Source organism: Sorangium sp. So ce1504, assembly GCF_051521635.1.
Lineage (GTDB): Bacteria > Myxococcota_A > Polyangia > Polyangiales > Polyangiaceae > Sorangium > Sorangium cellulosum_B.
This window is the reverse complement of record NZ_CP150365.1, coordinates 9,093,941-9,114,431: the sequence shown is the minus strand read 5'-3', so window position 1 is coordinate 9,114,431 and position 20,491 is coordinate 9,093,941. Positions and strand designations below refer to the sequence as shown.

Here is a 20,491-nt window from a genome sequence, read left to right as displayed (position 1 = left end):
AAGACAGCGTTAAGCCTAGCAGTCGAGCGGCCTTGTTGCACATTTCGTGCGATCTTCCGCGACCCGCGGCCGCCTCGCTGGAGGTCGCGCGACCCGGCGATCGCCGGGGGCGCGGGGTCGCGGCGTGCCCGTGCCGCGCGGGCGATGTATGCGCGCCGCGCCGGATGAGAGGGCAGGGGGGTAGGTCGCGAGCTCGGCCGCCGCCGGGGCCGAGCGCGGGCGTCGCCGGGAGGGCGCACCGGAGCGCCGCCGTTTCTCGACCGTCCAGGCGAATGGACCTAGAGTTGGGCACCATGTCGCGCAGCCAGGCCTACCGTGCCCCGTTCGCTCCTGGAGAGGAAAATGCCGTCGACGCCGCGCTTTGCGAGCGGCTCCTCTCGGTCGCCCTGTCCAAGGGAGGTGATTACGCTGACCTCTTCTTCGAGTACCGCGCCGGAGGCGGGTTCACCTTCGACGAAGGGATCCTCAAGGCGGCCTCGCGTGGGGTGTCGATGGGGGTCGGCGTCCGCGTCCAGCGAGGAGACGCGACCGGGTACGCGTACACGGAGGACCTCACCTGGGAGGCGATGCGGCGCGCGGCCGAGACGGCGGCGCAGATCGCGACGGGCTCGGGCGGCAAGGAGAAGATCGAGCTCAGGCGCCGCGAGCTGCCGACCCGCTACGAGCTGCCCAGCATCTCGCTCGACGCCCCCGGGCTCGCGAAGCGCGCGCTGCTCGAGCGCGCGAGCGCCGCGGCGCTCGCCTACAATCCCAGCATCGTCAAGGCGGAGGCGAGCTTCGTCGAGGAGGTGCGCGAGGTCCTCGTGGCCACGAGCGACGGGCGGATGGCGCACGACGTCCAGCCGCTCATCCGCTTCGGCGTGCGCGCGCTCGCCGAGCGCGGCGGAAAGCGCCAGGAAGGCTCGAGCGGCGGCGGCGGGCGCATGACGACGGCCTACTTCGAGGGCAAGTCGCCGGAGTGGCACGCCGAGGAGGCCGCGCGGCAGGCGGTGGCGATGCTCGACGCCCGCGACGCGCCCGCCGGCGAGATGAACGTCGTGCTCGCCCCGGGCGACAGCGGCATCCTGCTCCACGAGGCGGTGGGGCACGGGCTCGAGGCGGACTTCAACCGCAAGGGGACCAGCAACTACGCGGGACAGATCGGCAAGGACGTCGCGAGCTCGCTCTGCACGGTGGTGGACGACGCCACGCTCCTCCAGTCGCGCGGCACGATCAACGTGGACGACGAGGGCCACGAGCCCGAGCGCAGCACGCTCATCGAGAACGGCAAGCTCGTCGGGTACATGCACGACCGGCTCTCGGCCCGGCACTTCGGGCTCACGCCGACCGGCAACGGGCGGCGCGAGAGCTTCGCCGCCGCGCCGATGCCCAGGATGACGAACACCATCCTGCTCGCGGGCCCGCATGATCCCGAGGAGATCGTGAGGTCCGTGAAGCGAGGCGTCTTCGCGAAGAAGTTCGGCGGCGGCCAGGTCGACATCTCGAACGGCGATTTCGTGTTCTCTCTGACCGAGAGCTACCTCATCGAGGACGGCAAGCTGACCGCGCCCCTCAAGGGCGTGAACCTGATCGGCAACGGCCCCGAGGTGCTCCGGCGCGTCACCATGCTCGGCCACGACGTCGCCGTCTCCGACGGCATCTGGACGTGCGGCAAGGACGGACAGAGCGTCCCCGTAGGTGTTGGGTGCCCCACAATCAAGATCGATCTCATCACGGTCGGCGGAACGCGGATCGGCTGATTTTCAAGGCTGGAACGCCAGGCGGAAGGTAAGCCCCGCAGCGGTATTGGTGGGTTTAGCGCGGTGCGTCTTGCCGGCCCGTCGTGACACCCGTATACGGGGCGTTCATGGCGCGTCGCTCGTTCATAGCCATCGTTGGACACGGACCGGATCTGGAGCGCGACGAGGGTGCCGCATCGGTCTTGCGCTCGCTGGGCGCTGACGTGCGAACCCTGGATCTCTGGGATGATCCACCGCGGCTCTTCCACGACGACGAGAGCAAGGCGCGGGCGATCGTCGTCGAGGCGCTCGACAGGCCGGACCTGGCCGCCGCGGCGCTGCGCGCGCTGCGCCGCGAGCCGCGCCTCGAGGAGGTCGGCGCGCTGGTCGCCGTGAGCGTGGCGCAGATCGCGCGGATCGAGCCGTCCAGCGGCTTCGACGACTTCCTGCTCGTGCCGTACGTGCCCGCCGAGCTCTACGCGCGCGTGCGCCTCGTCGAGTGGCGCCGCAGCGAGTTCGCGACCGAGGAGCGGGTGAAGGTGGGCGCGATCGTCATCGATCGCGCGGCCCACGACGTCTCGGTCGGCGGCATGCACGTGCCGCTCACCGCGAAGGAGTTCGCGCTGCTCTCGTACGTGTGCGAGCGCCGCGGAAAAGTTGTGTCGCGGACAGAGCTTCTTCGCCGTGTCTGGGGCAGCCAGTACGAGGGCGGCGCGCGGACCGTCGACATCCACGTGAGGCGTCTCCGGGCGAAGCTCGGCGCGGCGCTGCCGCTCGTCACGCTGCGCGGGGCCGGGTACCGCCTCGAGTCGCCGATCCCCGGCGCCGGTGGTCCCGAGGGCGGCGATGCGAGCAGGGCGCTCCAGCGGAGCGGGGCCGGCGAGGAGGCCCAGGGCGACGAGCGCGGAGAGCTGCGCGACGAGGACGAGGACGAGGACAGCGACGACGAGGGCGACGAGGGCGACGAGGACGAGGACGGCGACGACGAGGAGGCCGCGCAAGCCAAGGGGCGATCGGCGTCCTCGGCCAACGACGCCACGCCGCCCGGGCGCGAGCGGCGCATCACCCGATGACGTCGCCGGTTCGCCGCGGCGGCGCGCGAACGACCGCCGCCGGTGCGGCGCGCGGCGGCGGTCGCTCGCGCCCCGCCGGGCCGCCGATCATCGCGATCAGCGTCGGGTGCCCCAGCGGGGTGGGCCCCGAGGTGGCCGTGGCCGGCGCGGCGTCCGTCGAGGGCGCGCGCTGCGTGCTCGTCGGCGATGAGGCGATCATCCGGCGGGCAGCGAAGCTCGTCCGGGTCGCGGCCCGCCGGCTCGTCGTCGTCGATGGGCGCGCCGCGATCGAGGAGCTCGCGCCCGGCTCGATCGGGCTCTGGGCGGGCAGCGCGCGGCTCTCGCGGCCGAGCGCGTTCGGTCGGCCCGAGGCCGAGGACGGCGCGGCGCAGCTCGCTTGGATCGACGCGGCGACGGATCTGGTCCGCGAAGGCGTCGCTGCGGCGCTGGTCACGGGGCCCGCGTCGAAGCACGCGATCGCCACGAGCGGCGCGCCGGGGTCCGCGGACTTCCTCGGGCACACCGAGCACCTGGGCCGGCGGCTCCGCGCGCGCGAGGTCACGATGGCCTTCGCCTCGGGCAAGCTCGTGACCGCCCTCGTGACGACCCACGTGCCGCTGCGCGAGGTGCCGGACGCGGTGAGCCCGCGCGAGGTGGCGCGCGCCGCGGTGTGGCTCGCGCGGCTGCTCGGCGATCTCGGCCGCGAGAGGCCGCGCGTGGCCGTCGCCGCGCTCAACCCGCACGCAGGCGAAGGCGGGCTCCTCGGCGACGAAGAGCAGGTGCGCATCACGCCGGGGATCCGCCTCGCGGCGCGGCGGCTTTCGCGCTCGGGCCCGGCGGCGGAGCTGACCGGGCCCGTCGGCGCGGAGACGGCGTTCCGCCTCGCGGCGCGCGGCGCGCTCGACGGGGTCGTCGCCATGTACCACGACCAGGCGACGATCCCGAGCAAGCTCCTGGGCTTCGGCGAGGCCGTGAACGTCACGCTCGGCCTGCCGATCGTGCGCACGAGCGTCGACCACGGCACCGCGTACGATCTCGCGGGAACGGGGCGCGCCGACCCGCGCGGCATGCGCGAGGCGATCGTGCTCGCGGCGCAGCTCGCGGCCGCGCGCGCGCGCTGACGCAGCGACACGCGGACGCCGCGGCACGCCGACGCGCGCAGGAGGCCGCGGCTCAGCGCGCCCGTGGGCGGCCGCCGAGGTGCGCGAGCAGCCGCTCGAGCGCCGGCATGCTCACGCCGCGCTCTCGGCCCATCTCGAGGACGGTGGCGCCCATCGCGAGGTGCTGCGCGTGGAGCTTGGGGCCGAAATGCACGTCGAGGAACCGCAAGAACTCCGGGGCCAGCAGGCGCACGAGCGCAACGCCCGGCTTCAGCGTGAGCGGCCCGATGAACCGGAGGAGGAGCTTCGTCCACGGGGCCACCTTGCCCAGCCGGTCCGCGAGCGCCACGGACTCCCTGGTGGCCTCGATCACGGTGCGGAGCACGCCGTCGTTCTCGAGGAGGGCGCTCGCCCCGCCGCCCGCGTCGATGGCGGCGATCAGCGGGAAGAACGCGGTCGTGGTGGCCACGTTCTGAGCGCCCACGTCGGGCTCGAGCCGCGCCGGGACACCGGCGCTCGTGAGGCGACGCGCGAGCTCCTCGAGCGGCGGTCGCTCCGCGGGGGCGCCTCCCTCTTCGTCGATGAGCGTGGGCGCGAGCTCGGTGATCCAGGCGCGGACCACGCCGCGCTCGTCGAGGTAGCCCGAGACGCCCGGCATCGCGGGGGTGATGCGGCGCTGGGCGGCCTCCTCGAGGTCGGCGCGCTCCCTGGGCAGGAGCGGCGTGAGCACCACGGCGGGCGCGGCCGGGCCGCCGCGGAGCAGATCCGCCACCGACCTGCCGCCCGCGGCGCCGCCGAGGTCAGCGCGCGGGACGAGCTGATCGAAGCGCACGGTGATCAGGACGATGTCCGCGTCGGCCGGGATCTCGGCCGCGAGGCGCGGGCGATCGAGCGTGTCGCGTCGATCGGCGCCGTTCACCTGCTCGACCACGAACGGCCGTACGTCGCCGGCGCGCTCGGGCCGGACCACGAACGTGACGTCGTCTCCCTGGGTGGCGAGGCGCACGCCGTAGATCCGCCCGAGCGCCCCCGCGCCCACGATGGTGACCCGCATGGCTCCCCCGTAGCCTGCGCGGCGCTCGGGGAAAAGGGGGTGGCCGTCGCCGCCGATCCCGGCAGATCCCTCAGAACGTCCGCTTCGAATCGATGAGGATGGTGACCGGGCCGTCGTTCTCGACGAACACGCGCATGTCGGCGCGGAAGCGGCCCGTGGCCACCGTGAGGCCGCGGGCCCGCAAGGCGGCGACGAAGCGATCGTACAGCGCCTCGGCGCGCACGGGCTCCATGGCGCCGTCGAAGCTCGGCCTCAGGCCGCGCCGGACGTCCCCGAAGAGCGTGAACTGGCTGATCGCGAGCACGCCGCCGCCGCGCACGTCCGCGAGCGCCCGCGACATCTTGCCGGCGTCGTCGCTGAACACGCGGAGGCCCGCGATCTTGCTCGCGACGTGGTCGGCGTCGGCGTCGTCATCGTCCTTCGCGGCGCCGACGAAGGCCACGAGGCCGCGCTCGATCGCGCCGACCACCTGGCCTCCGACCTCGACGCGCGCGCCGAGCGCGCGTTGAACGACCGCGCGCATCGCTAGCGCTGCGCGGCCGCGCTCCGACTCGGCGCGGCGGCGGGCTCCGCCCCGGTGCCCGCGCTCAGCCCGAGCTCGCGCATCAGCTTGGCCGTGAGCTTGAAGTAGGTGCTGCGATCGTAAGGCTGGTTGAGGATGTGGAAGTCCTTCCGCACGAGGCCCACGCAGCCGAAGCAGTAGGTGCAGCCGGTGCAGTCGACCGAGCGCACGAGGTACGACGACTGCGTGCACCGCTCGGACGCGACGCAGTGGCTGCACGCGATGAGATCGCGGCAGCCGCGGCAGTGCGTGCTGTCCGAGGAGCGCTGGGTGTCGACGCAGTAGTGGCACCGCTGCAGCGCCTTCGAGTTGCGGCAGAACGTGCAGTCGACGCAGCGCTCGCACGAGACGCACGCGACGCACCGCTCGTTGCCGGTGCCCGTCTCGAACGTCTGGATCAGCTTGCGGAGCTCGGCCTCGAATTCCGCGCGCGTCATTCCGCCTCGCCGCTCGCTTCGGAGACGCCCCCGCCCGCGCCGCCCCGGGCCGCGCCGTCCGCGGCCGGGGCCTCGGGCCTGCCGCTCACCTGGCGGCGCAGCCGCTCGGCGGCCTCGCGCGTCGCGGGCTCCTCCGCGAACTCCTCGATGCGGCGGAGCCGCGACTCGAGCACGGCGCGACGCTTCGGCAGCTCGCCGACGAGGATGCCCGCGAGCTCGTCGATCGCCTCCTGGATGCGCTGCTCGTCGCTGTGCTCGAGCAGCTGCAGGTACACGTCCTGCTCCGCGGGGAAGGCGTGGCCGGCGCGGAGGAACTCGTTCGCGGCCTTGGAGATGTTGGGCCGGCCCGACGCGCAGAGCAGCTTCGACAGGAGCCGCTGGCGCTCGACGGCCTTCGGGTCGCTCTGCGGAGGCGGCGCGAGGACGATGCGCCCCGGCGCCTTGGACGCGGCGTCGCGTCCGGACTTGACGCGCCCGCCCTTGCTGTCCTCTGCCTCCGGCTCCTTGCGCGGAGAGAACAGCGCCTCGAGCGCGGCGCGGTGTTGCTTGGCTGCCCGCCGGTCCTCACCGGTCTGCGTCGGACGCGGCAGCCCCGCGCTGTTCGGCTGACCACGGCCATAGGCCGTGTGGAGCTCGGGATTGTGCCAGACCTTGGTTGCGTCTCTACGAATTCGCCGCATGTCGTGCCCCTGGTGACCTCGGAGCGATCATGGACGCGCCACCGGGTTCGGCTTCCGCATCCCGCGTGTGGCGCCCCGCTTGCATCGATGTTGTGGTGAATGAGGCTGGTGCGTGTTGGGCCGGGCGCTTCCCCCGCGATCCGCGATGGCCCGGACGATGTTGCGCAAGGGACGCGACGCCTATCTCCGCGCTGATCACGCTGGCTGCGTTGATCGTGAAGGTAGGGCCACGCCGCAGTGCGTGGTGCGCCGGGCGATACCCGACCGCGGACCGCGTGACGAGGGGCTCTGCCCCCATGCACCCCGGAGCCGCGCTCACGACCCGACCGCAGTCGCGAGGCAGCTGGGTTCCTACCACAGCCTTTGGTCAGCGCCGCAGAAAATTGGGCTGCCCTCCGCACTTCATGCCATTCCTGTCCTCAGGGTTCGGTCCCTTCTGAGCTTGCCTTCCGAGTCTCCCTTCCGAGGTTGCCTTCCGAGCTTGCGAGCTTCCGCGAGGGGCGTCTCGGAGACGCTGTTTCGAGGTTGCCGGTCTCGTCCCAGGTCGATTCAAGAAGCGGACCGCTGACTGCCCTTCCCAATCCCACATCCTGCGGACGGGCGGCGACGCCGCGTCTGGGAGATCCGCTCCTTGGCGGATGGCACTCGCACCCGACCCGACTGGAGCTTTCCATGATGAGCCTTCGATCCGTGAGCAGTGAAGGCGCGGCGCCGCGGGACGCAGGGGGAGCTGTGCGCAGGGGGGAGCCGCGTGCGCGCCTGAGGCGTGCTCGCGCGGCCGCGCTCTCGGTGCTGGTGAGCATCGCGGTGCCGGCGATCCTGGCGGGGCCCGTCTTCGCGGAGCCGCTGCCCAGGGCGCACGCCGCTGCCGAGAGGTCCGGGGAATCGGGGGAAGAGGAGAGCGAACAGGCCCGTCGGGACCGCGCGCCGGCGAGCCCCGCAGGCGCGGAGCAAGCTCCGCGAACGAAGACGCGGGAGAGCCCGCCCGATCGCCGCGCGAAGAGCGCCTCGGCGGCGACCGGTGACGAGAAGACGAGCGGGGCGGGGGACCGGAGGGGGAGGGCCCGTACCCGCAGGGAGGCGCCGCACGCGGCTGCAGACGCGGAGGAAAACGCGGGCGGCTCGGCGAAGGCGGGCGGCGGGAAAAAGGTGGTCGCCAAGAAGAAGGCGGGCGGCGAGAGGAAGAAGGAGAAGCGGCGGGCGGCGCGCACGGCCGAGAGCAAGCGGCGCGGGGCGAAGAAGGGGGTGGAGCGGGAGGCGCCTCCGAAGCCGTGCCACGGACCGGTGCTGTCGATGGATCGCAGCGGGCTGGAGCCCGAGCGCCTCGAGCTGGTCGACTGCAAGGGGAAGCCGCGCGAGGAGGCCCGGCGCGCCCTCTCCTTGCTTGCGCGCCCGTGGGGCACGCCGCGGCCCATCCTGTCCGACGAGGGCGCGCCCTCGCGGAGGCCGGAAGCGTCGGGCCGCAAGGGGCGGCGCGCCGGCGATGCGCCGCGAGCCGCCGGGAGCAGGGCGAGCTGGGTGCAGGGAGGGGAGATCGCGCCCGGCGTACGGCTGCTCGATCCCGGGCTGCTCTCCCGCATCGACGCGCTGGCGCGGCGGTACCCGGGCCGGCTCGTGTCGCTCGTGAGCGGGTACCGGCCGCAGAGCCAGGGCAGCCTGCACCAGACGGGCCGGGCGCTCGATCTGCGCATCGCCGGGGTGCGGAACGACGAGCTCGCCGCCGCCTGCCGCGCGCTCGCCGACACGGGCTGCGGGTATTATCCGAACAGCTCGTTCGTGCACGTCGACGTGCGCGCGCCAGGGACGGGGAGCGTCTCGTGGATCGATGCGTCCGGACCCGGCGAGGCACCCCGCTATGTGACCGCGTGGCCGCCGCCACAGGACGAAGAGCGAGGGGCGACCGAGCGGATGCCCGGCGAGGACGCGGAGGAGGTGCTCCGGCGGGAGCGCCGCGACAGGTCTGCGAGCACGGCGCCGGAGAAGATGGCGGGCCCTGCGCCGGACAAGGCGAGCGCGGCGCCGGAGACGGCGAGCGCGGCGCCGGAGACGGCGAGCACGACGCAGGCGAAGGCGGGAGCGCCGGAGACGGCGAGCACGACGCAGGCGAAGGCGGGAGCGTCGGAGACGGCGAGCACGACGCAGGCGAAGGCGGGAGCGGTGACGGAGAAGACAGGAGCGGTGCCGGAGAGGGCGGCGAGAGGCACGCCGTAGTAGTGAGGCGGGATGGGTATCACGATTCCTCGCCGGCACGCCTCGGCGCTCGCCGGTACGTTCGGTCCGCTCGCGATCCATCGCCATGAAGTCATGGCCGCGGGCGCGTCTTATCCCGCCTTCACGCTGGAGCTCGCCGACTGGATCTCGGTGGCCGCGATCACGGATGAAGGTCAGTTCGTCCTGGTGCGGCAGTACCGGCACGGGGTCGACGCGGTGACCATCGAGACGGCTGGCGGCCTCGTCGATCCAGGGGAAGAGCCGGCGGCCGCTGCGCCGCGCGAGCTCCTGGAGGAGACGGGGTATGCTGTGGAGTCGCTCGAGACGCTCGGGTGGGTGCACCCGAATCCTGCGCTCCAGGCGAACCGCTGCTTCCTCTACCTGGGGCGCGGCGCGCGGCGGGTCGGCGAGCCCGAGGGTGACGAGCACGAGAGCACGGAAGCGGTCGTGATGAGCGCAGATGACGTGAGGGCGGCGATGCAGGACGGCCGGATCAGCCACTCGATCGCCGTGATCACCTTGCTGCGGGCGCTCGCCGTCGCGCGTGATTCGTGGGAACAACCTGTCTGCCGACTCACGCCATAAGCTGCGTTATCGACGTCCTGCGTGAGCGAGAGCACCGGCATCTTTGCGGGCCGGTTGACACGGTCGGACCCGTCGCGTCTTGATGCCCGTCCTTCGCGGGCCGCCCCTGGAGATCGGGAGCGGCGCGGCGGAGCGCAGCAATGGACCTCACGGGGAGGCCATGGAGACCCGATTGATGAGCCGTGTCCTTCGGCCGACCGCTTTCTTCTCTTCTTGTATTGGCGTTGCCCTGCTCGCGGGGTGCACGAGCTCCTCGCCCGCTCCGCGCGACATGGTGGCCACCACGGACGACGATGGCCATGGGAGCGTCGGAGTCGGGAGCGCTGCCCCCGGACCCGGGGGCCCAGACCCTGCGCCGGGCGCCAGCTGCGACGAGCTCTCGGCCGAGCTTCAGGCAGCGCTCGACGCGGCCGTGGATGCGCAGCGGCTCCCCGGCGCGGCCGCCGCCGTGCATCTCGGCGGGTGCAGCTGGCTCGGCGCCGCGGGGGTCGCGGACACCGAGGCCGACGTGGCCATCCGGCCCGGAGATCTCTTCCGCGCGGGGAGCATCACGAAGACCTTCGTCTCCACGCTGGCGCTGACGCTCCGCGCGGAAGGCCGGCTGTCGCTCGACGACGCCGTCTCGGCGTACGTCGGCGGTATCCCCCGCGGAGAGCAGATCTCCGTGCGACAGATCCTGAACCACACGAGCGGCGTCTTCGACTACACGGCGCTCGACGAGTTCTGGACCGCGGCCTTCGACGATCCGACGCGCACGTGGACACCCGCGGAGCTCATCGAGCTCGCGGCGTCGAAGCCGCCGTATTTCGAGCCAGGGCGCGGCTTCGCCTACTCCAACACGAACTACATCATCGCCGGCCTGATCGTCGAAGCGGCCTCGGGAGAGCCCATCGGCGAGCTGCTCCGCGCCCGCGTCCTCGAGCCGGCGGGGCTCGCGCACACCTACCTCGACGGCGCCGAGGAGGCCCTGCCCGGCCTCGTGCACGGTTACGGGCGGAGCCGAGGGGAGCTCGTCGAGATGACCTCCGCGATCGACGCGTCCGCGGCCGGCGCGGCGGGCGCGCTGGTCTCGACCACGGGCGACCTCACGCGCTTCTACCGCAAGGTGCTCGATGGCACGCTGCTCGGCCCCGCCGAGCTCGAAGAGATGACCGCGTGGGTCGACGCGCCCCTCGGCGAGGTCACCGGGTACGGCCTCGGGCTGTCGCGCCGGGAATCTCCGCTCGGCGTCCAGGTCGGTCACGACGGCGGTATCTGGGGCTTCACGTCGTCGTCTTATTACGCGGTCGACAAGGATGCTTCTATCACCGTGCTCGTCAATCTCGACGGCGGCGATGTCGGCAGGATCGTCGATGATCTGTCGAGTGTCCTGATCACGCCCTGAGCCGGGAAGGGGACCGTCGCGTCGATATCGACGCGCACGCGCGCAGGCCGGTGCCGGTCGCTGTCCACCGCGCGCACACGAGACGCCCCGCGGCGTGCGAGGCGCGCGCGCGGCGCCGATCCACGGTTATCAGGAACCCGCGCCGCCGTTCGCGACGCCAGCGGTCCGCCGCGAACGGGCCTCACGCTTGCATCGCCAGGGACGCAGCCCGCACGGGATGACGCCCGGCAAGACGCTCGCATCGTGAAAGGATTCCGTGATGAAGCTGGTCAAAGCGCTCGGGGCCCTGGCGCTGTCCGGAATGTCGCTCGGCACCGCGCAGATGGCTGCTGCGGGGAGCACGACGCCCATCCAAGATCTCGTGCTCGTCGAGGAGACAACGAGCTCGGACTTCCCCGGCGCCAGGATTCCCCCGGATGATGCCCCATATCATGGGCATTTCCGGCCGTTCAGGCCATTCTGGCCGCACAGGCCGTATGGGCACTTCCGGCCGGTCAGACCCTTCAGGCCGTATGGGCACTTCCGGCCGGTCAGACCCTTCAGGCCGTACGGAGACTTCCATCCCTACGGGCAGCCCCATGACCCCGGGCGATCCGAGGCAACGCCGGCAGAGGACCGCCCCGGGCCGATCATGCGCCTCGGAGAGCCTCGCTGACCTCGATCCAGGAGCGGCGCCGTGGGCGGGTGGGGTCCCCGTTCCTCGCGCCGCGCGGCGTGGAAACCGTAGGGCGGGGGCGTCGGTCACGGCGCGTCCTCGCCTGCGCGCCTGACGAGCCGTTCGGGGTGCCGGCGGAGGCCCCGCTCCCCCTCGCCGCAGCCCGGGCTGCCACGCGCGGGAGGCGGCTGAGCTCCGCGCGCGCGGCCGGACGCGCCGCGACGGGGGCGCGCGGCGCGCCCGGCCCGATGGCGTATGCTGCGCCCGATGCGCTCTCACGACGCGGGCCGCCCAGGCGCCCCGCCCGCCGCCCCCTCGCCCGCCGAGCTCTTCCCTCGCATCTTCGCGCTGCTCGCCGACATGGAGGGAGCGCAGAGGGCCAAGGTCATCGACCTCGCGCGGCGCCTCATCCCCACGCTCACGGCCGAGGACATCCGCAACCCGCACGACTTCCCCGGCCTCGACGACCCCGACTGGCACTTCGAGGACGGGCAGCTCGCCGGCATCGAAGCCGTCCGGTTTGCACTCCGTGGCCTCGCGAGCGATGTTCTGGGGGATGGCGAAGGGCGCGAAGCGCGAGAGAGACACGAGAACGACGGCCAGCCCGGAGCGAGCCGCGAAGGCGGCGGCGCGCAAGGTGAATGAGGCGTTCTATCAACCGTTCTCCACGCTCCGGCAGCTGAACAAGGCCAAGCCGGCGCCCGAGGCGAAGCCCAAGGCGACGGCGGCCTCGACCGAGGCGAAGCCCAAGGCGACGGGGGCCTCGACCGAGGCGAAGCCCAAGGCGAGATCGCCCGCGCCCCCGGGCGCAGGCGCGGCGCCGCGGGCAGGCGCCGAGCCGGCGCCGCGGCCCGTCGACCCCGAGACCTTCGCCATCTACATGGCCGGCGTCCGCGTGCTCGAGGATCGCGCGACCCGGATCCCGGTCACCGCCAGCCGCGTCGAGCGGGCCGCGCTCCCGACGATCGCGTTCGATCCGGACGAGGACGCGCGCTCGCGCATGCGCTCGCTCGTCATCGAGGGGATCAAGTTCGAGATCACGGACGACAGCGAGCGCATCGAGGGCCGGCGCCTCGACGTCGATCCGCGCGAGCTCAGGCGGCTCCGCCGCGCCCGCTACGCCGTCGACGGCACCCTCGATCTGCACGGCCTGAGGCTCGAGGCGGCGCGCGAGGCCGTCGAGGCGTTCGTGTGCAAGCGCCAGCGCGACGGCGACCGCGTCGTCGCCATCGTCCACGGCAAGGGCAACCACTCGCCCGGCGGCCACGCCGTGCTCCGCGGCGAGATCGCCGCCTGGCTGAGCAACGGCCGCGTCGCCCGCCACGTCGCCGCCTTCGCGACGGCCCCGGACGCGGAGGGCGGCGCAGGCGCGTTGCTCGTGCTGCTCACGCGATGAGGCCGGAGCCGCGCGCCGAGCCCGAAGGAGCGCCGCGGCACGGGCCGCAGCCGAAGGCGCGCGCGCCGCGCCGCGCCCTCGCGCCGGCCGCCGCGCTGCTCGCCCTGGTACCCGCGTGCGCGCCGGCCCCGGCCGCGCCGCCCGAGCCGCCGAGGCCCGCGACGCCCGCGCAGGCGGCGTCGACGCTCGGCGACGGCGAGCTCGGCGAATACAGCTCGGATCGCTTCGATCTCCGGCTCCCCCTGCCCGACGCGCGCGGCTTCCACGTCGAGGACGGCGAGGGCCCCTGGCTCGTCGCGACCCACGCCGCGTCGTCGACGTCGCTGCTCGTGCGCACCTGGCGCGAGGACGGCCGCGCGAGCCGCGCGGCGTGCGAGGCGCGCGCGCGGCTCTGGCGCGACCTGCCGCGCCCCGGCGAGGGCCTCACCGCCGCCGAGCGCCGGATCGACGTGCCGGAGGGGTTCGACACGGTCGTGGCGATCGGCGTCGCCGACACCCCGCCGGGAGCGCCGATCGACGGCTTCGCGGTCGCCTTCGGCGGCTCCGGCCGGCGCTGCTTCGCCTTCATCGCGGAGACGCGCGCCGCGGGGCCCTCGGCGGAGCAGCTCGTAGCGGAGCGGCTCGCCGCGGTGGTCGAGATCTCGCTCGGCGGCCTCCGCCTGCTGCGCGAGATCGCGCCCGCCGTGCCGCGCGAGCCGCCGCCGTGAGCCGCCGCGGTGAGCCGCCGGTTCAGCGGTAGACGCCGCTCCGCGCGCGGGACTCGAGCGCCGCGGCGAGCTCCTCCTCGCCGATCGACCAGGCCTCGGCCGACAGCGCGCGCGCCTCGACGGGCTGGAGCGCCTCCACCGCGTGCGGCGCGAGGCGCAGCCGCGACAGCGACAGGAGGCGCTCGAGCGCCTCGGACGCCACGCCGCCCTGGAGCTCCTGCCGCCACGCGCGATCGATCGCCTCGAGCCGCGCGGGGCTCTTCCACGCGTCGGCGATCACCACGCGGCCGAGCCGCGCGTCGATGGCGTCGATCCCCGTGGGCAGCGCGACGATCGCCTGCTGCGCCGCGCGCGCCGGGTCGCCGAGGCCCAGCGAGAGCAGCGCGCGGGCCGCTTCGAGCAGCCGCGCCTCGTCGGGCCGGAGCGCGGCCCGATCGACCGACGGGAGCCGCTCCAGCGCGGCCGCGTAGCGCTCCCGGCGCGCGGCGTCGATCACGGCGGCCAGCGCGCGCAGGACCCTCGCCGTCGGGGGCGAGAACCACGGATCCGCGCCGGCGCGCGGGCGCTGCGCCGGGTCCTCGAGGTCGAGCGCGGCGGCGCGCCACAGCGACGCGCGCGCGTCGAGGACGGCGCGCGTCGCCTTCACCGCGAGCGCGAAGAACAGGGCGGCCGGGAGCAGGCCCTTCACGCCCCAGATCTCGCTGAGGAAGCAGCTCGCCGCGACGAGCGACGAGAGCGCGAGGAAGAGCCGCAGCCGCCGCCGGCGCCTCGCGTCGTCGCCCGCGGCGCCGGCAGCCCCGTCCGTCGCGCCGACGAGCTCGGCGCACCACTCGAGCAGCCACGTGAAGGCGGATCCCACGTCTGCGGGATCAGGATGCCCTCCGCTAGGCCTCCGCGCGAGGCCTTTCGATCTCGGCGCAGAGCGCCCGGGTGAAGTCGCTCGTGCTCGCGGCGCCGCCGAGGTCGCGCGTGCGCACCTCGCCGGCCCGGTAGAGCGTCGTCAGCGCCCGCTCGATCCGATCGCCCGCGTCGTGCTCGCCGAGGTGCCGCAGCATCATCACGGCGCTCTGCACGAGCGCCGTCGGGTTCGCGTAGCCCTTGCCCGCGATGTCCGGCGCCGACCCGTGCACCGCCTCGAAGACCGCCGCGTCGTCGCCGATGTTCGCGCCGGGCACGATCCCGAGCCCGCCGACCAGGCCGGCCCCGAGGTCCGAGAGGATGTCGCCGTAGAGGTTCTCCGTCACGATCACGCCGAGCCGGTTCGGATCGCGGACCATCGTCATGGCCGCCGCGTCGACGATCATCTCGCCGAGCTGGATCTCGGGGTGCCCCACGGCCACCCGCCGCGCGCAGTCGAGCGCGAGGCCGTCGGAGATCTTCATGATGTTCGCCTTGTGGACGATCGTCACCTTGCTCCGGCCGTGCTTCTTCGCGTACCGGAACGCGAACTCCGCGATGCGCGTCGAGCCCCGCTCGGTCGTGAGCTTGATGCTCTGGGCCACGCCGGGCAGGATCATGAGCTCGAGCCCGGCGTAGAGCCCCTCGGTGTTCTCGCGCACGATGACCATGTCGACGTCGAACCGCGGCTCGACGCCGGGCAGGCTGCGGATCGGCCGCACGTTCGCGTAGAGGTCGAGCGTCTGCCGGAGCGTGACGTTGACCGAGCGGAACCCGCCCCCGATCGGCGTCGTCACCGGGCCTTTCAGGGCGATCCGGTTCTTCCGCACGGCGTCGAGCACGGGGAGGGGGAGCGGCGAGCCCGTCAGCTTCGCGACCTCGATGCCCGCGTGGTGGATCTCCCAGTCGACGGCGACGCCGGCGGCGGAGACCACATCCTGAGTCGCCGTCACCACCTCCGGGCCGATGCCGTCGCCCGGGATCAGCGTGATGCGATAGGCCATGGGCCGTCCCATTAGCAGGTGCGCAGGCGGGAACAATGGACAAGCGCACCTGTGTTGCGATGGCGCATACACGCGCCGCGTCAGCGCGCCGCGCCTGGCGGACGCGGTGACGGGGTGCGGCGACGGAGAGAGCCGCGCGAGGCGGCGGGTCGGGCGGCTCGATACGGCCTTTTACAATCGCGCGCGACCTCGGTAGGGTACGCCTCCGCACGGCCTGACAGGCCGCTGTCACCTGGAACCGGGCGAGGGCCGAGCGTTCGGCCCCAGCTCATGTTCACCAACTAGAGTGAAGGAGCGTGCTCATGCACCCTCGTGTCTTGAAAGGCCGCAGAACCGCTTTCGCGGCCTTCCTGCCTGCCGTGATCGCGTCGTCCTCGCTGGGGTGCGGCTACTCCGAGGAGGAGTGGAAGGCCCAGCTCGACAAGTACAACCGCCTTCAGAGCCAGCACCAGACCACGGAGGGCCGCCTCGCCCAGACGCAGCAGGAGCTCGAGGCGGCCCAGGCGAGGGTCGCGGAGCTGACGAAGCAGCTCGAGGCGGCCGGCGTCGACATCGGCAAGCTGAACGAGAACCTCCAGGCGACGAGCACGCAGGTGTCGCAGCTGAGCTCGACGCTGGAGGAGCGCGAGAAGGCGCTCGCGGAGTTCAAGGCCCGCGCCCGCCAGCTGGAGGCGATCAAGGCGCGGTTCGAGACGCTCAAGAAGAAGCTGGACGAGCTCACGAAGCTCGGCCTGGCGGTGAACATCCGGAACAACCGGATGGTCATCTCGCTGCCGGGCGACGTTCTCTTCGACTCCGGGCGCGAGTCGCTGAAGAAGGAGGGCAAGGAGATCCTCCTCAAGGTGGCGACGGTCGTCAAGAACGACAAGTCGCTGCTCCAGCGCGACTACCAGGTCGCCGGCCACACGGACAACAAGCCGCTCGCGGGCGGCCAGTTCCGCGACAACTGGGGCCTGTCGCTGATGCGCGCCCGCGAGGTGCTCGTGTTCCTCGTCAGCCCGGCCGACGTCAAGGGCGGCGGGGGCGCGCTCCCCGTCGCGAACTGGAGCGCGGCGGGCTTCGCGGACACCGATCCGGTCGCGACCAACGACACCGACGAGGGCCGGCAGAAGAACCGCCGCTGCGACCTCATCGTGGTCCCGAGCGTCGAAGAGATGCTCGATCTCCGGGCGATCACGCAGTAACCCCCGACCTCGCGGCGCGCGCCGCCGTCCGCGGCGCGCTCTTCGAGGGTCGCATCCGCGCCGTCAGGCCGGCTCAGGTCAGCCCTCGTGTCCACCGCCCGGCGATGGCCGGGCGGTCCTGCGAAACTCGCTCGGCGTCTGGCCGGTGACGGCGCGGAACGCGGCGGCGAACGCGCCGAGGCTCTGAAAGCCGACGTCCAGCGCGACCTGCGTGACGCTGGCGCTCGGGCTGGAGAGCAGGTCGATCGCCCGGAGCACGCGCGCGCGCGTGACGAAGCCGCGCCACGTGACGCCGGTCTCCTCGCGAAACCGCCGCCGCAGCGTGCGCTCGGTCGCCCCTGCGAACGCCGCGGCCCGCGGGAGATCGGCGCTGGAGACGTCGCGCAGCGCGCACTCGATCGCGCGCTGCACCGGCCGCGTCTTGCCGCGGGGCAGCCGGTACGTGGCGCCGCGATCGAGGAGCGGGCCGATGATGTCCGCCATCGCCGCGAAGAACGTGTTGGCCGCGGCGTCGTCCGGACGCCGCGCGACCGGCCAGCGGCGCGCGTAGATCACCATCTCGCGCAGGAGCGCGGGGATCTCGAAGATCCTCACCGCCGCGAGGGGGGAGGGGAACGCGGCGGGCTCGAAATAGATCGAGACGATGGACGCGTCGCCGCAGGTGGTGGCGTGCCGCTCGCCCGCGGGGATGAGCGCGGCGAGCTGCGGGGGGAGCAGGAAGGACGCGTCCTCGACCTCGAGGCGCGCCGTGCCGGCCAGAGGACAGAGCAGCTGGTGCCGCGCGTGGGTGTGCCAGCCGTACACGGCTCCCGGCAGCTCGTCTTCGTAGGAGAACGCGCGCGCGCCGGCATGGTCGAGCCCGAGCCGCGCGAGGTGCTCGGTGGTCTCCGTCGGGGTCAGGACGCGGGCTTGCAAGGCGTGGCCTCTCGGCGGTGATCTTTGTCCGATCGCCGGCAGCCGTAAAGCCGGAGCGCGTCCATCTTCGAGCGCCATGAAGCAAGCGACTCCCGCGGCGCACGATGCGTTGATACAGGAACAGTTCACCCGCCAGGCCAGGCCGTTCGCCGAGGTCCGGGCCCACTCGGCGGAATCCGCCATGGGGCTGCTGCTCGACGCGCTCGCCCCGGCGCCGAGCGACGCGGCCCTCGACGTGGCCTGCGGGCCGGGGATCGTCGCCTGCGCGCTGGCCCCGCGCGTGGCGAGCGTGCGGGGGCTCGACATCGTCCCGGCGATGCTGGACGAGGCGCGGAAGAGGCAGGCGAGCCTCGGCCTCTCCAACGTCACCTGGGAGCTCGGCGACGCGAGCCGGCTGCCCTATCCGGACGAGAGCTATCGCCTGGTCACGACGCGCTACAGCTTCCATCACCTGCTGGAGCCGCTCGTGACGCTGCGCGAGATGGCCCGCGTGTGCCAGAGGAGCGGGCGAGTCGCCGTGATCGACGTGGCGCCGGCCGAGGACAAGCGGGCAGCGTACGACGCCGCCGAGAAGATCCGCGATCCGTCGCACGCGAGCGCGCTCACCGAGCGCGAGCTCGGCGCCCTGTTCGAGGCGGCGGGGCTGGAGATCGAGACGACGACGCGGTACCGGCTCGAGGTGGAGCTCGAGGCCGCGCTCCGGGCCTCCTTCCCGGAGCCCGGCGGAGCGGACCGGCTCCGGGCCCTCTACCGCGCCGACGTCGGCGTCGACGCGCTCGGCGTGGGCGCAGAGCTCCGGGGGGACGAGGTCCACTTCGCCTATCCGATCGTCATCCTGGTGGGCCGGAAGCGCGGCTGAGCCGAGAGGCACCTTCTGCCCGGCGAATCGAGGCGCCAGGACTCCGCAGCTCAGGGGAGCGCCGCGGCCGGGCAGGAGGGATCGGTCGTCGCATCGACGTCGTCCACGTGCAAGGCCTCGTCGTCGAGCGGCGCATCGCAGGTGCCGCTGGCTCTTATCTTGAAAGAGATCGGCTGGGGCATGCCCGCCGTGCGCGGATCCAGGCAGATCGTCTGTTGCGTCCAGCGCTCGCTGGCAGCCAGGGCGCCTCCTGGCATCGAGGAGGCGGTCGCCGCGAGGAGGTGGCTCGTGCGATACCAGAACTTCAGCGCCGGACCGGCCGTCCCCTGAGGCTCGGGGACGGTGAACACGGTGGAGGCCGAGGGCTCGCGGCACGGCTTCCGCACGGACAGCGAGAGCGAGACGTCGCCGGCGTGCGCGGCCGCAGCGTCGACCGCGAGCCTGGCGCTGCCGCGCGCGGGGTCCTCCGCGTTGAGGACCCATGTCGGCGAGAGGCCCGCGTCGGCGCCGTCGTTCTCGAAGCCGGGGTCGAAGAGCGGCGCGTCCCCGGGGCAGCGGTCGTCAGAGACGATGGCGAGGTCATCCACCGTGAAATCCCGCTTGTTCTCCTCCATGCACGGCTGGCTGTGCCGGTTCCGGAAGGCGAACGCGAGGCGGTGCGCCATGCCGAGCGCCCACCGGGGCAAGCAGGCATGCGAGACCTGCGCCTCGCCCGTGCCCGTCAGGGCCGTCAGCCGGTGCGTGCTCAGCATCACGTCGACGATCGCCCCCGGGCTGCCACGGCTCCAGATGCGGAGCGCAGGGCTCGGCAGCGCGGCGGACGGCAAGGGCGCCGAGAGCGTGCCCTCGAGCGAGGGGACCTGGCAGAACAGCGTGGTGGCGAGATGTCCGCCCTTGCCGCCGCCCTGGCCCAGGCCGCGCTCGATCTCGGAGACGCCGCCCTCGGGGGTCGCCTTCCAGCCGGCGGCGCCTGCTTCGAAGTCGCCGTTCAGCACCTGGCCAGGCGGCGGGCACTCGTTCATTTCATCAGGCTGAAGGGCGACGTCATCGAACGTCAGCGTGAAGTCCTGTCCGGTGTCCTCATCGCACAGGGGAGAACGCCGGGCGGGCGCGAGGAGCAGCTCGATCGGCCTGCCGTAGGCGCGCTCTCCCAGGCACACGCGTTGCGGGGCAAAGGACGAAGAGGGCATGAGATCGAGATCGGTGATCCCTCCGTCGATCCGGACCCCGACCCCCGGCGGGCCGAGGCAATCCATCGCGAGCTCGCAGCCGACGCGCGCGGCGAACGTGAGGAGGAGCGGTCCGGCGCACGCGAGGTCCGGCATCGAGAGGCGCTGATAGAAGCCGGCCATCTGGCACACCGCGTCTCTCCCGATGATGCCGGCCCCGGGGTTGCCGTTGCCCTCGACCTCGGGGGAGACGAGCGCTGCCCCCGTGGTGCCCCACGTATCCGAGCGCTGGAATGAGGGGTCCTCCGGGCCTCCCCGCCAGTCGCAGTCGCCGTCGACCATCGGGTCATCATCGGCGCTGGTGCACTCCGAAATACATACGCTGTCTGCGCAGCGGAGCCCGTCGTCGCACTGGCCCAGAGGCCCACAGGGACAGCCTTCCTCACCAGGAGGGCAGTCGGCGCCCCCGCCCGCGCTCTCGGCGCTGCCCGCGCTCTCGGCGCTGCCGTCGCCTCCCGCCCCGCCTGCGCCCGCCGCGCCTGCGGTTGCGCCGGCAGAGCCCTGCTCCGTCCCGGAGCAAGCGCTCGCGAATGCGCCAAGCACGGCAGCGACATAGCAGGTCAGCGGGCGCGACCATCCCATCATCAATTCAAGCTAGCGGGGGAATCACGGGATCGCAAGGTAGACAGGATGTTTCCCTTTTCCTGGAGAGACATCGAGATAAGGAGAACTCTCAAGTCGTATCGGGCGAAGCCGGAGACGCGGACGTCCGCACGCTGAACTCGAGCTCATCCGCTCATCGTAGCGTAGCGCGGGCAAACATCGGTTGAGGAAGCGGAGCGAGCGCGAGCGTCCGAGAGGCGGGCGCGCGTCCGGCGGCTCGTCGTGCGAGCCCACGAGTGTCCACGAGAGCTCCGCGGCG

Annotated in this window: 19 protein-coding genes; 11 read left to right on the top strand and 8 right to left on the bottom strand. The window is 73.0% G+C overall.

The window, feature by feature from the left end:
• Positions 1 to 293 precede the first annotated feature (293 nt).
• The 3 genes from WMF39_RS34405 (at position 294) to pdxA (ending at position 3,891) form a co-directional block, all read left to right on the top strand.
• The gene (locus WMF39_RS34405; protein WP_437740703.1) at positions 294 to 1,739 is read left to right on the top strand and encodes a TldD/PmbA family protein; all 1,446 of its coding nucleotides are present in this window, start codon (positions 294 to 296) and stop codon (positions 1,737 to 1,739) included.
• 203 nt (positions 1,740 to 1,942) lie between these two features.
• A complete protein-coding gene (locus tag WMF39_RS34400; RefSeq protein WP_437740702.1) occupies positions 1,943 to 2,791 on the top strand; it encodes a winged helix-turn-helix domain-containing protein in 849 nt (282 codons plus the stop codon).
• Complete coding sequence (gene pdxA / locus WMF39_RS34395) at positions 2,788 to 3,891, top strand: 4-hydroxythreonine-4-phosphate dehydrogenase PdxA (protein ID WP_437740701.1); 1,104 nt, start codon at positions 2,788 to 2,790, stop codon at positions 3,889 to 3,891. The genes WMF39_RS34400 and pdxA overlap by 4 nt, the downstream gene beginning before the upstream one ends.
• Positions 3,892 to 3,943: 52 nt before the next feature.
• Here pdxA and WMF39_RS34390 read toward each other — a convergent pair whose 3' ends face one another.
• The 4 genes from WMF39_RS34390 to WMF39_RS34375 form a co-directional block, all read right to left on the bottom strand.
• The gene (locus WMF39_RS34390; protein ID WP_437740700.1) at positions 3,944 to 4,924 is read right to left on the bottom strand and encodes a ketopantoate reductase family protein; all 981 of its coding nucleotides are present in this window, start codon (positions 4,922 to 4,924) and stop codon (positions 3,944 to 3,946) included.
• A gap of 70 nt (positions 4,925 to 4,994) precedes the next feature.
• Entirely contained in the window at positions 4,995 to 5,447 is a 453-nt protein-coding gene (dtd, locus tag WMF39_RS34385; RefSeq protein WP_012239060.1) for a D-aminoacyl-tRNA deacylase, read from the bottom strand.
• A 2-nt stretch (positions 5,448 to 5,449) separates the two neighbouring features.
• On the bottom strand, positions 5,450 to 5,923 hold the full coding sequence (locus tag WMF39_RS34380; RefSeq protein ID WP_437740699.1) for a hypothetical protein: 474 nt from the start codon (positions 5,921 to 5,923) through the stop codon (positions 5,450 to 5,452).
• Positions 5,920 to 6,603 carry a hypothetical protein gene (locus WMF39_RS34375; protein ID WP_437740698.1) on the bottom strand — a complete coding sequence of 228 codons (684 nt, stop codon included), beginning with the start codon at positions 6,601 to 6,603 and terminating at the stop codon, positions 5,920 to 5,922. Before WMF39_RS34375 ends, WMF39_RS34380 begins: the two co-directional genes overlap by 4 nt.
• A 795-nt stretch (positions 6,604 to 7,398) precedes the next feature.
• On the opposite strand from WMF39_RS34375, the gene WMF39_RS34370 reads away from it, so the two are divergent.
• The 6 genes from WMF39_RS34370 to WMF39_RS34345 all read left to right on the top strand — a co-directional run bounded on the left by WMF39_RS34370 (position 7,399) and on the right by WMF39_RS34345 (position 13,541).
• Positions 7,399 to 8,814 carry a DUF882 domain-containing protein gene (locus WMF39_RS34370; RefSeq protein WP_437740697.1) on the top strand — a complete coding sequence of 472 codons (1,416 nt, stop codon included), beginning with the start codon at positions 7,399 to 7,401 and terminating at the stop codon, positions 8,812 to 8,814.
• 12 nt (positions 8,815 to 8,826) lie between these two features.
• Positions 8,827 to 9,399: an NUDIX hydrolase gene (locus WMF39_RS34365; RefSeq protein ID WP_437740696.1), complete on the top strand. Its 573-nt coding sequence runs from the start codon at positions 8,827 to 8,829 to the stop codon at positions 9,397 to 9,399.
• A 175-nt stretch (positions 9,400 to 9,574) separates the two neighbouring features.
• The gene (locus tag WMF39_RS34360; protein WP_437740695.1) at positions 9,575 to 10,783 is read left to right on the top strand and encodes a serine hydrolase domain-containing protein; all 1,209 of its coding nucleotides are present in this window, start codon (positions 9,575 to 9,577) and stop codon (positions 10,781 to 10,783) included.
• A gap of 922 nt (positions 10,784 to 11,705) precedes the next feature.
• A complete protein-coding gene (locus WMF39_RS34355) occupies positions 11,706 to 12,083 on the top strand; it encodes a hypothetical protein (protein WP_437740694.1) in 378 nt (125 codons plus the stop codon).
• A complete protein-coding gene (locus tag WMF39_RS34350; protein WP_437740693.1) occupies positions 12,076 to 12,834 on the top strand; it encodes a Smr/MutS family protein in 759 nt (252 codons plus the stop codon). Before WMF39_RS34355 ends, WMF39_RS34350 begins: the two co-directional genes overlap by 8 nt.
• Positions 12,831 to 13,541: a hypothetical protein gene (locus WMF39_RS34345; protein WP_437740692.1), complete on the top strand. Its 711-nt coding sequence runs from the start codon at positions 12,831 to 12,833 to the stop codon at positions 13,539 to 13,541. The genes WMF39_RS34350 and WMF39_RS34345 overlap by 4 nt, the downstream gene beginning before the upstream one ends.
• Positions 13,542 to 13,563: 22 nt before the next feature.
• On the opposite strand, the gene WMF39_RS34340 is transcribed toward WMF39_RS34345, so the two are convergent.
• The gene (locus tag WMF39_RS34340) at positions 13,564 to 14,400 is read right to left on the bottom strand and encodes a hypothetical protein (RefSeq protein ID WP_437740691.1); all 837 of its coding nucleotides are present in this window, start codon (positions 14,398 to 14,400) and stop codon (positions 13,564 to 13,566) included.
• 25 nt (positions 14,401 to 14,425) lie between these two features.
• The gene (locus WMF39_RS34335) at positions 14,426 to 15,442 is read right to left on the bottom strand and encodes an isocitrate/isopropylmalate dehydrogenase family protein (protein ID WP_437740690.1); all 1,017 of its coding nucleotides are present in this window, start codon (positions 15,440 to 15,442) and stop codon (positions 14,426 to 14,428) included.
• 302 nt (positions 15,443 to 15,744) lie between these two features.
• Between WMF39_RS34335 and WMF39_RS34330 the strand changes: the two genes are divergently transcribed.
• Positions 15,745 to 16,626: an OmpA family protein gene (locus WMF39_RS34330; RefSeq protein ID WP_437740689.1), complete on the top strand. Its 882-nt coding sequence runs from the start codon at positions 15,745 to 15,747 to the stop codon at positions 16,624 to 16,626.
• A gap of 78 nt (positions 16,627 to 16,704) precedes the next feature.
• Here WMF39_RS34330 and WMF39_RS34325 read toward each other — a convergent pair whose 3' ends face one another.
• On the bottom strand, positions 16,705 to 17,541 hold the full coding sequence (locus WMF39_RS34325) for an AraC family transcriptional regulator (RefSeq protein ID WP_437740688.1): 837 nt from the start codon (positions 17,539 to 17,541) through the stop codon (positions 16,705 to 16,707).
• 76 nt (positions 17,542 to 17,617) lie between these two features.
• On the opposite strand from WMF39_RS34325, the gene WMF39_RS34320 reads away from it, so the two are divergent.
• Positions 17,618 to 18,400 carry a class I SAM-dependent methyltransferase gene (locus WMF39_RS34320; protein ID WP_437740687.1) on the top strand — a complete coding sequence of 261 codons (783 nt, stop codon included), beginning with the start codon at positions 17,618 to 17,620 and terminating at the stop codon, positions 18,398 to 18,400.
• A 50-nt stretch (positions 18,401 to 18,450) separates the two neighbouring features.
• On the opposite strand, the gene WMF39_RS34315 is transcribed toward WMF39_RS34320, so the two are convergent.
• Entirely contained in the window at positions 18,451 to 20,172 is a 1,722-nt protein-coding gene (locus WMF39_RS34315; protein ID WP_437740686.1) for a hypothetical protein, read from the bottom strand.
• Positions 20,173 to 20,491 lie beyond the last annotated feature (319 nt).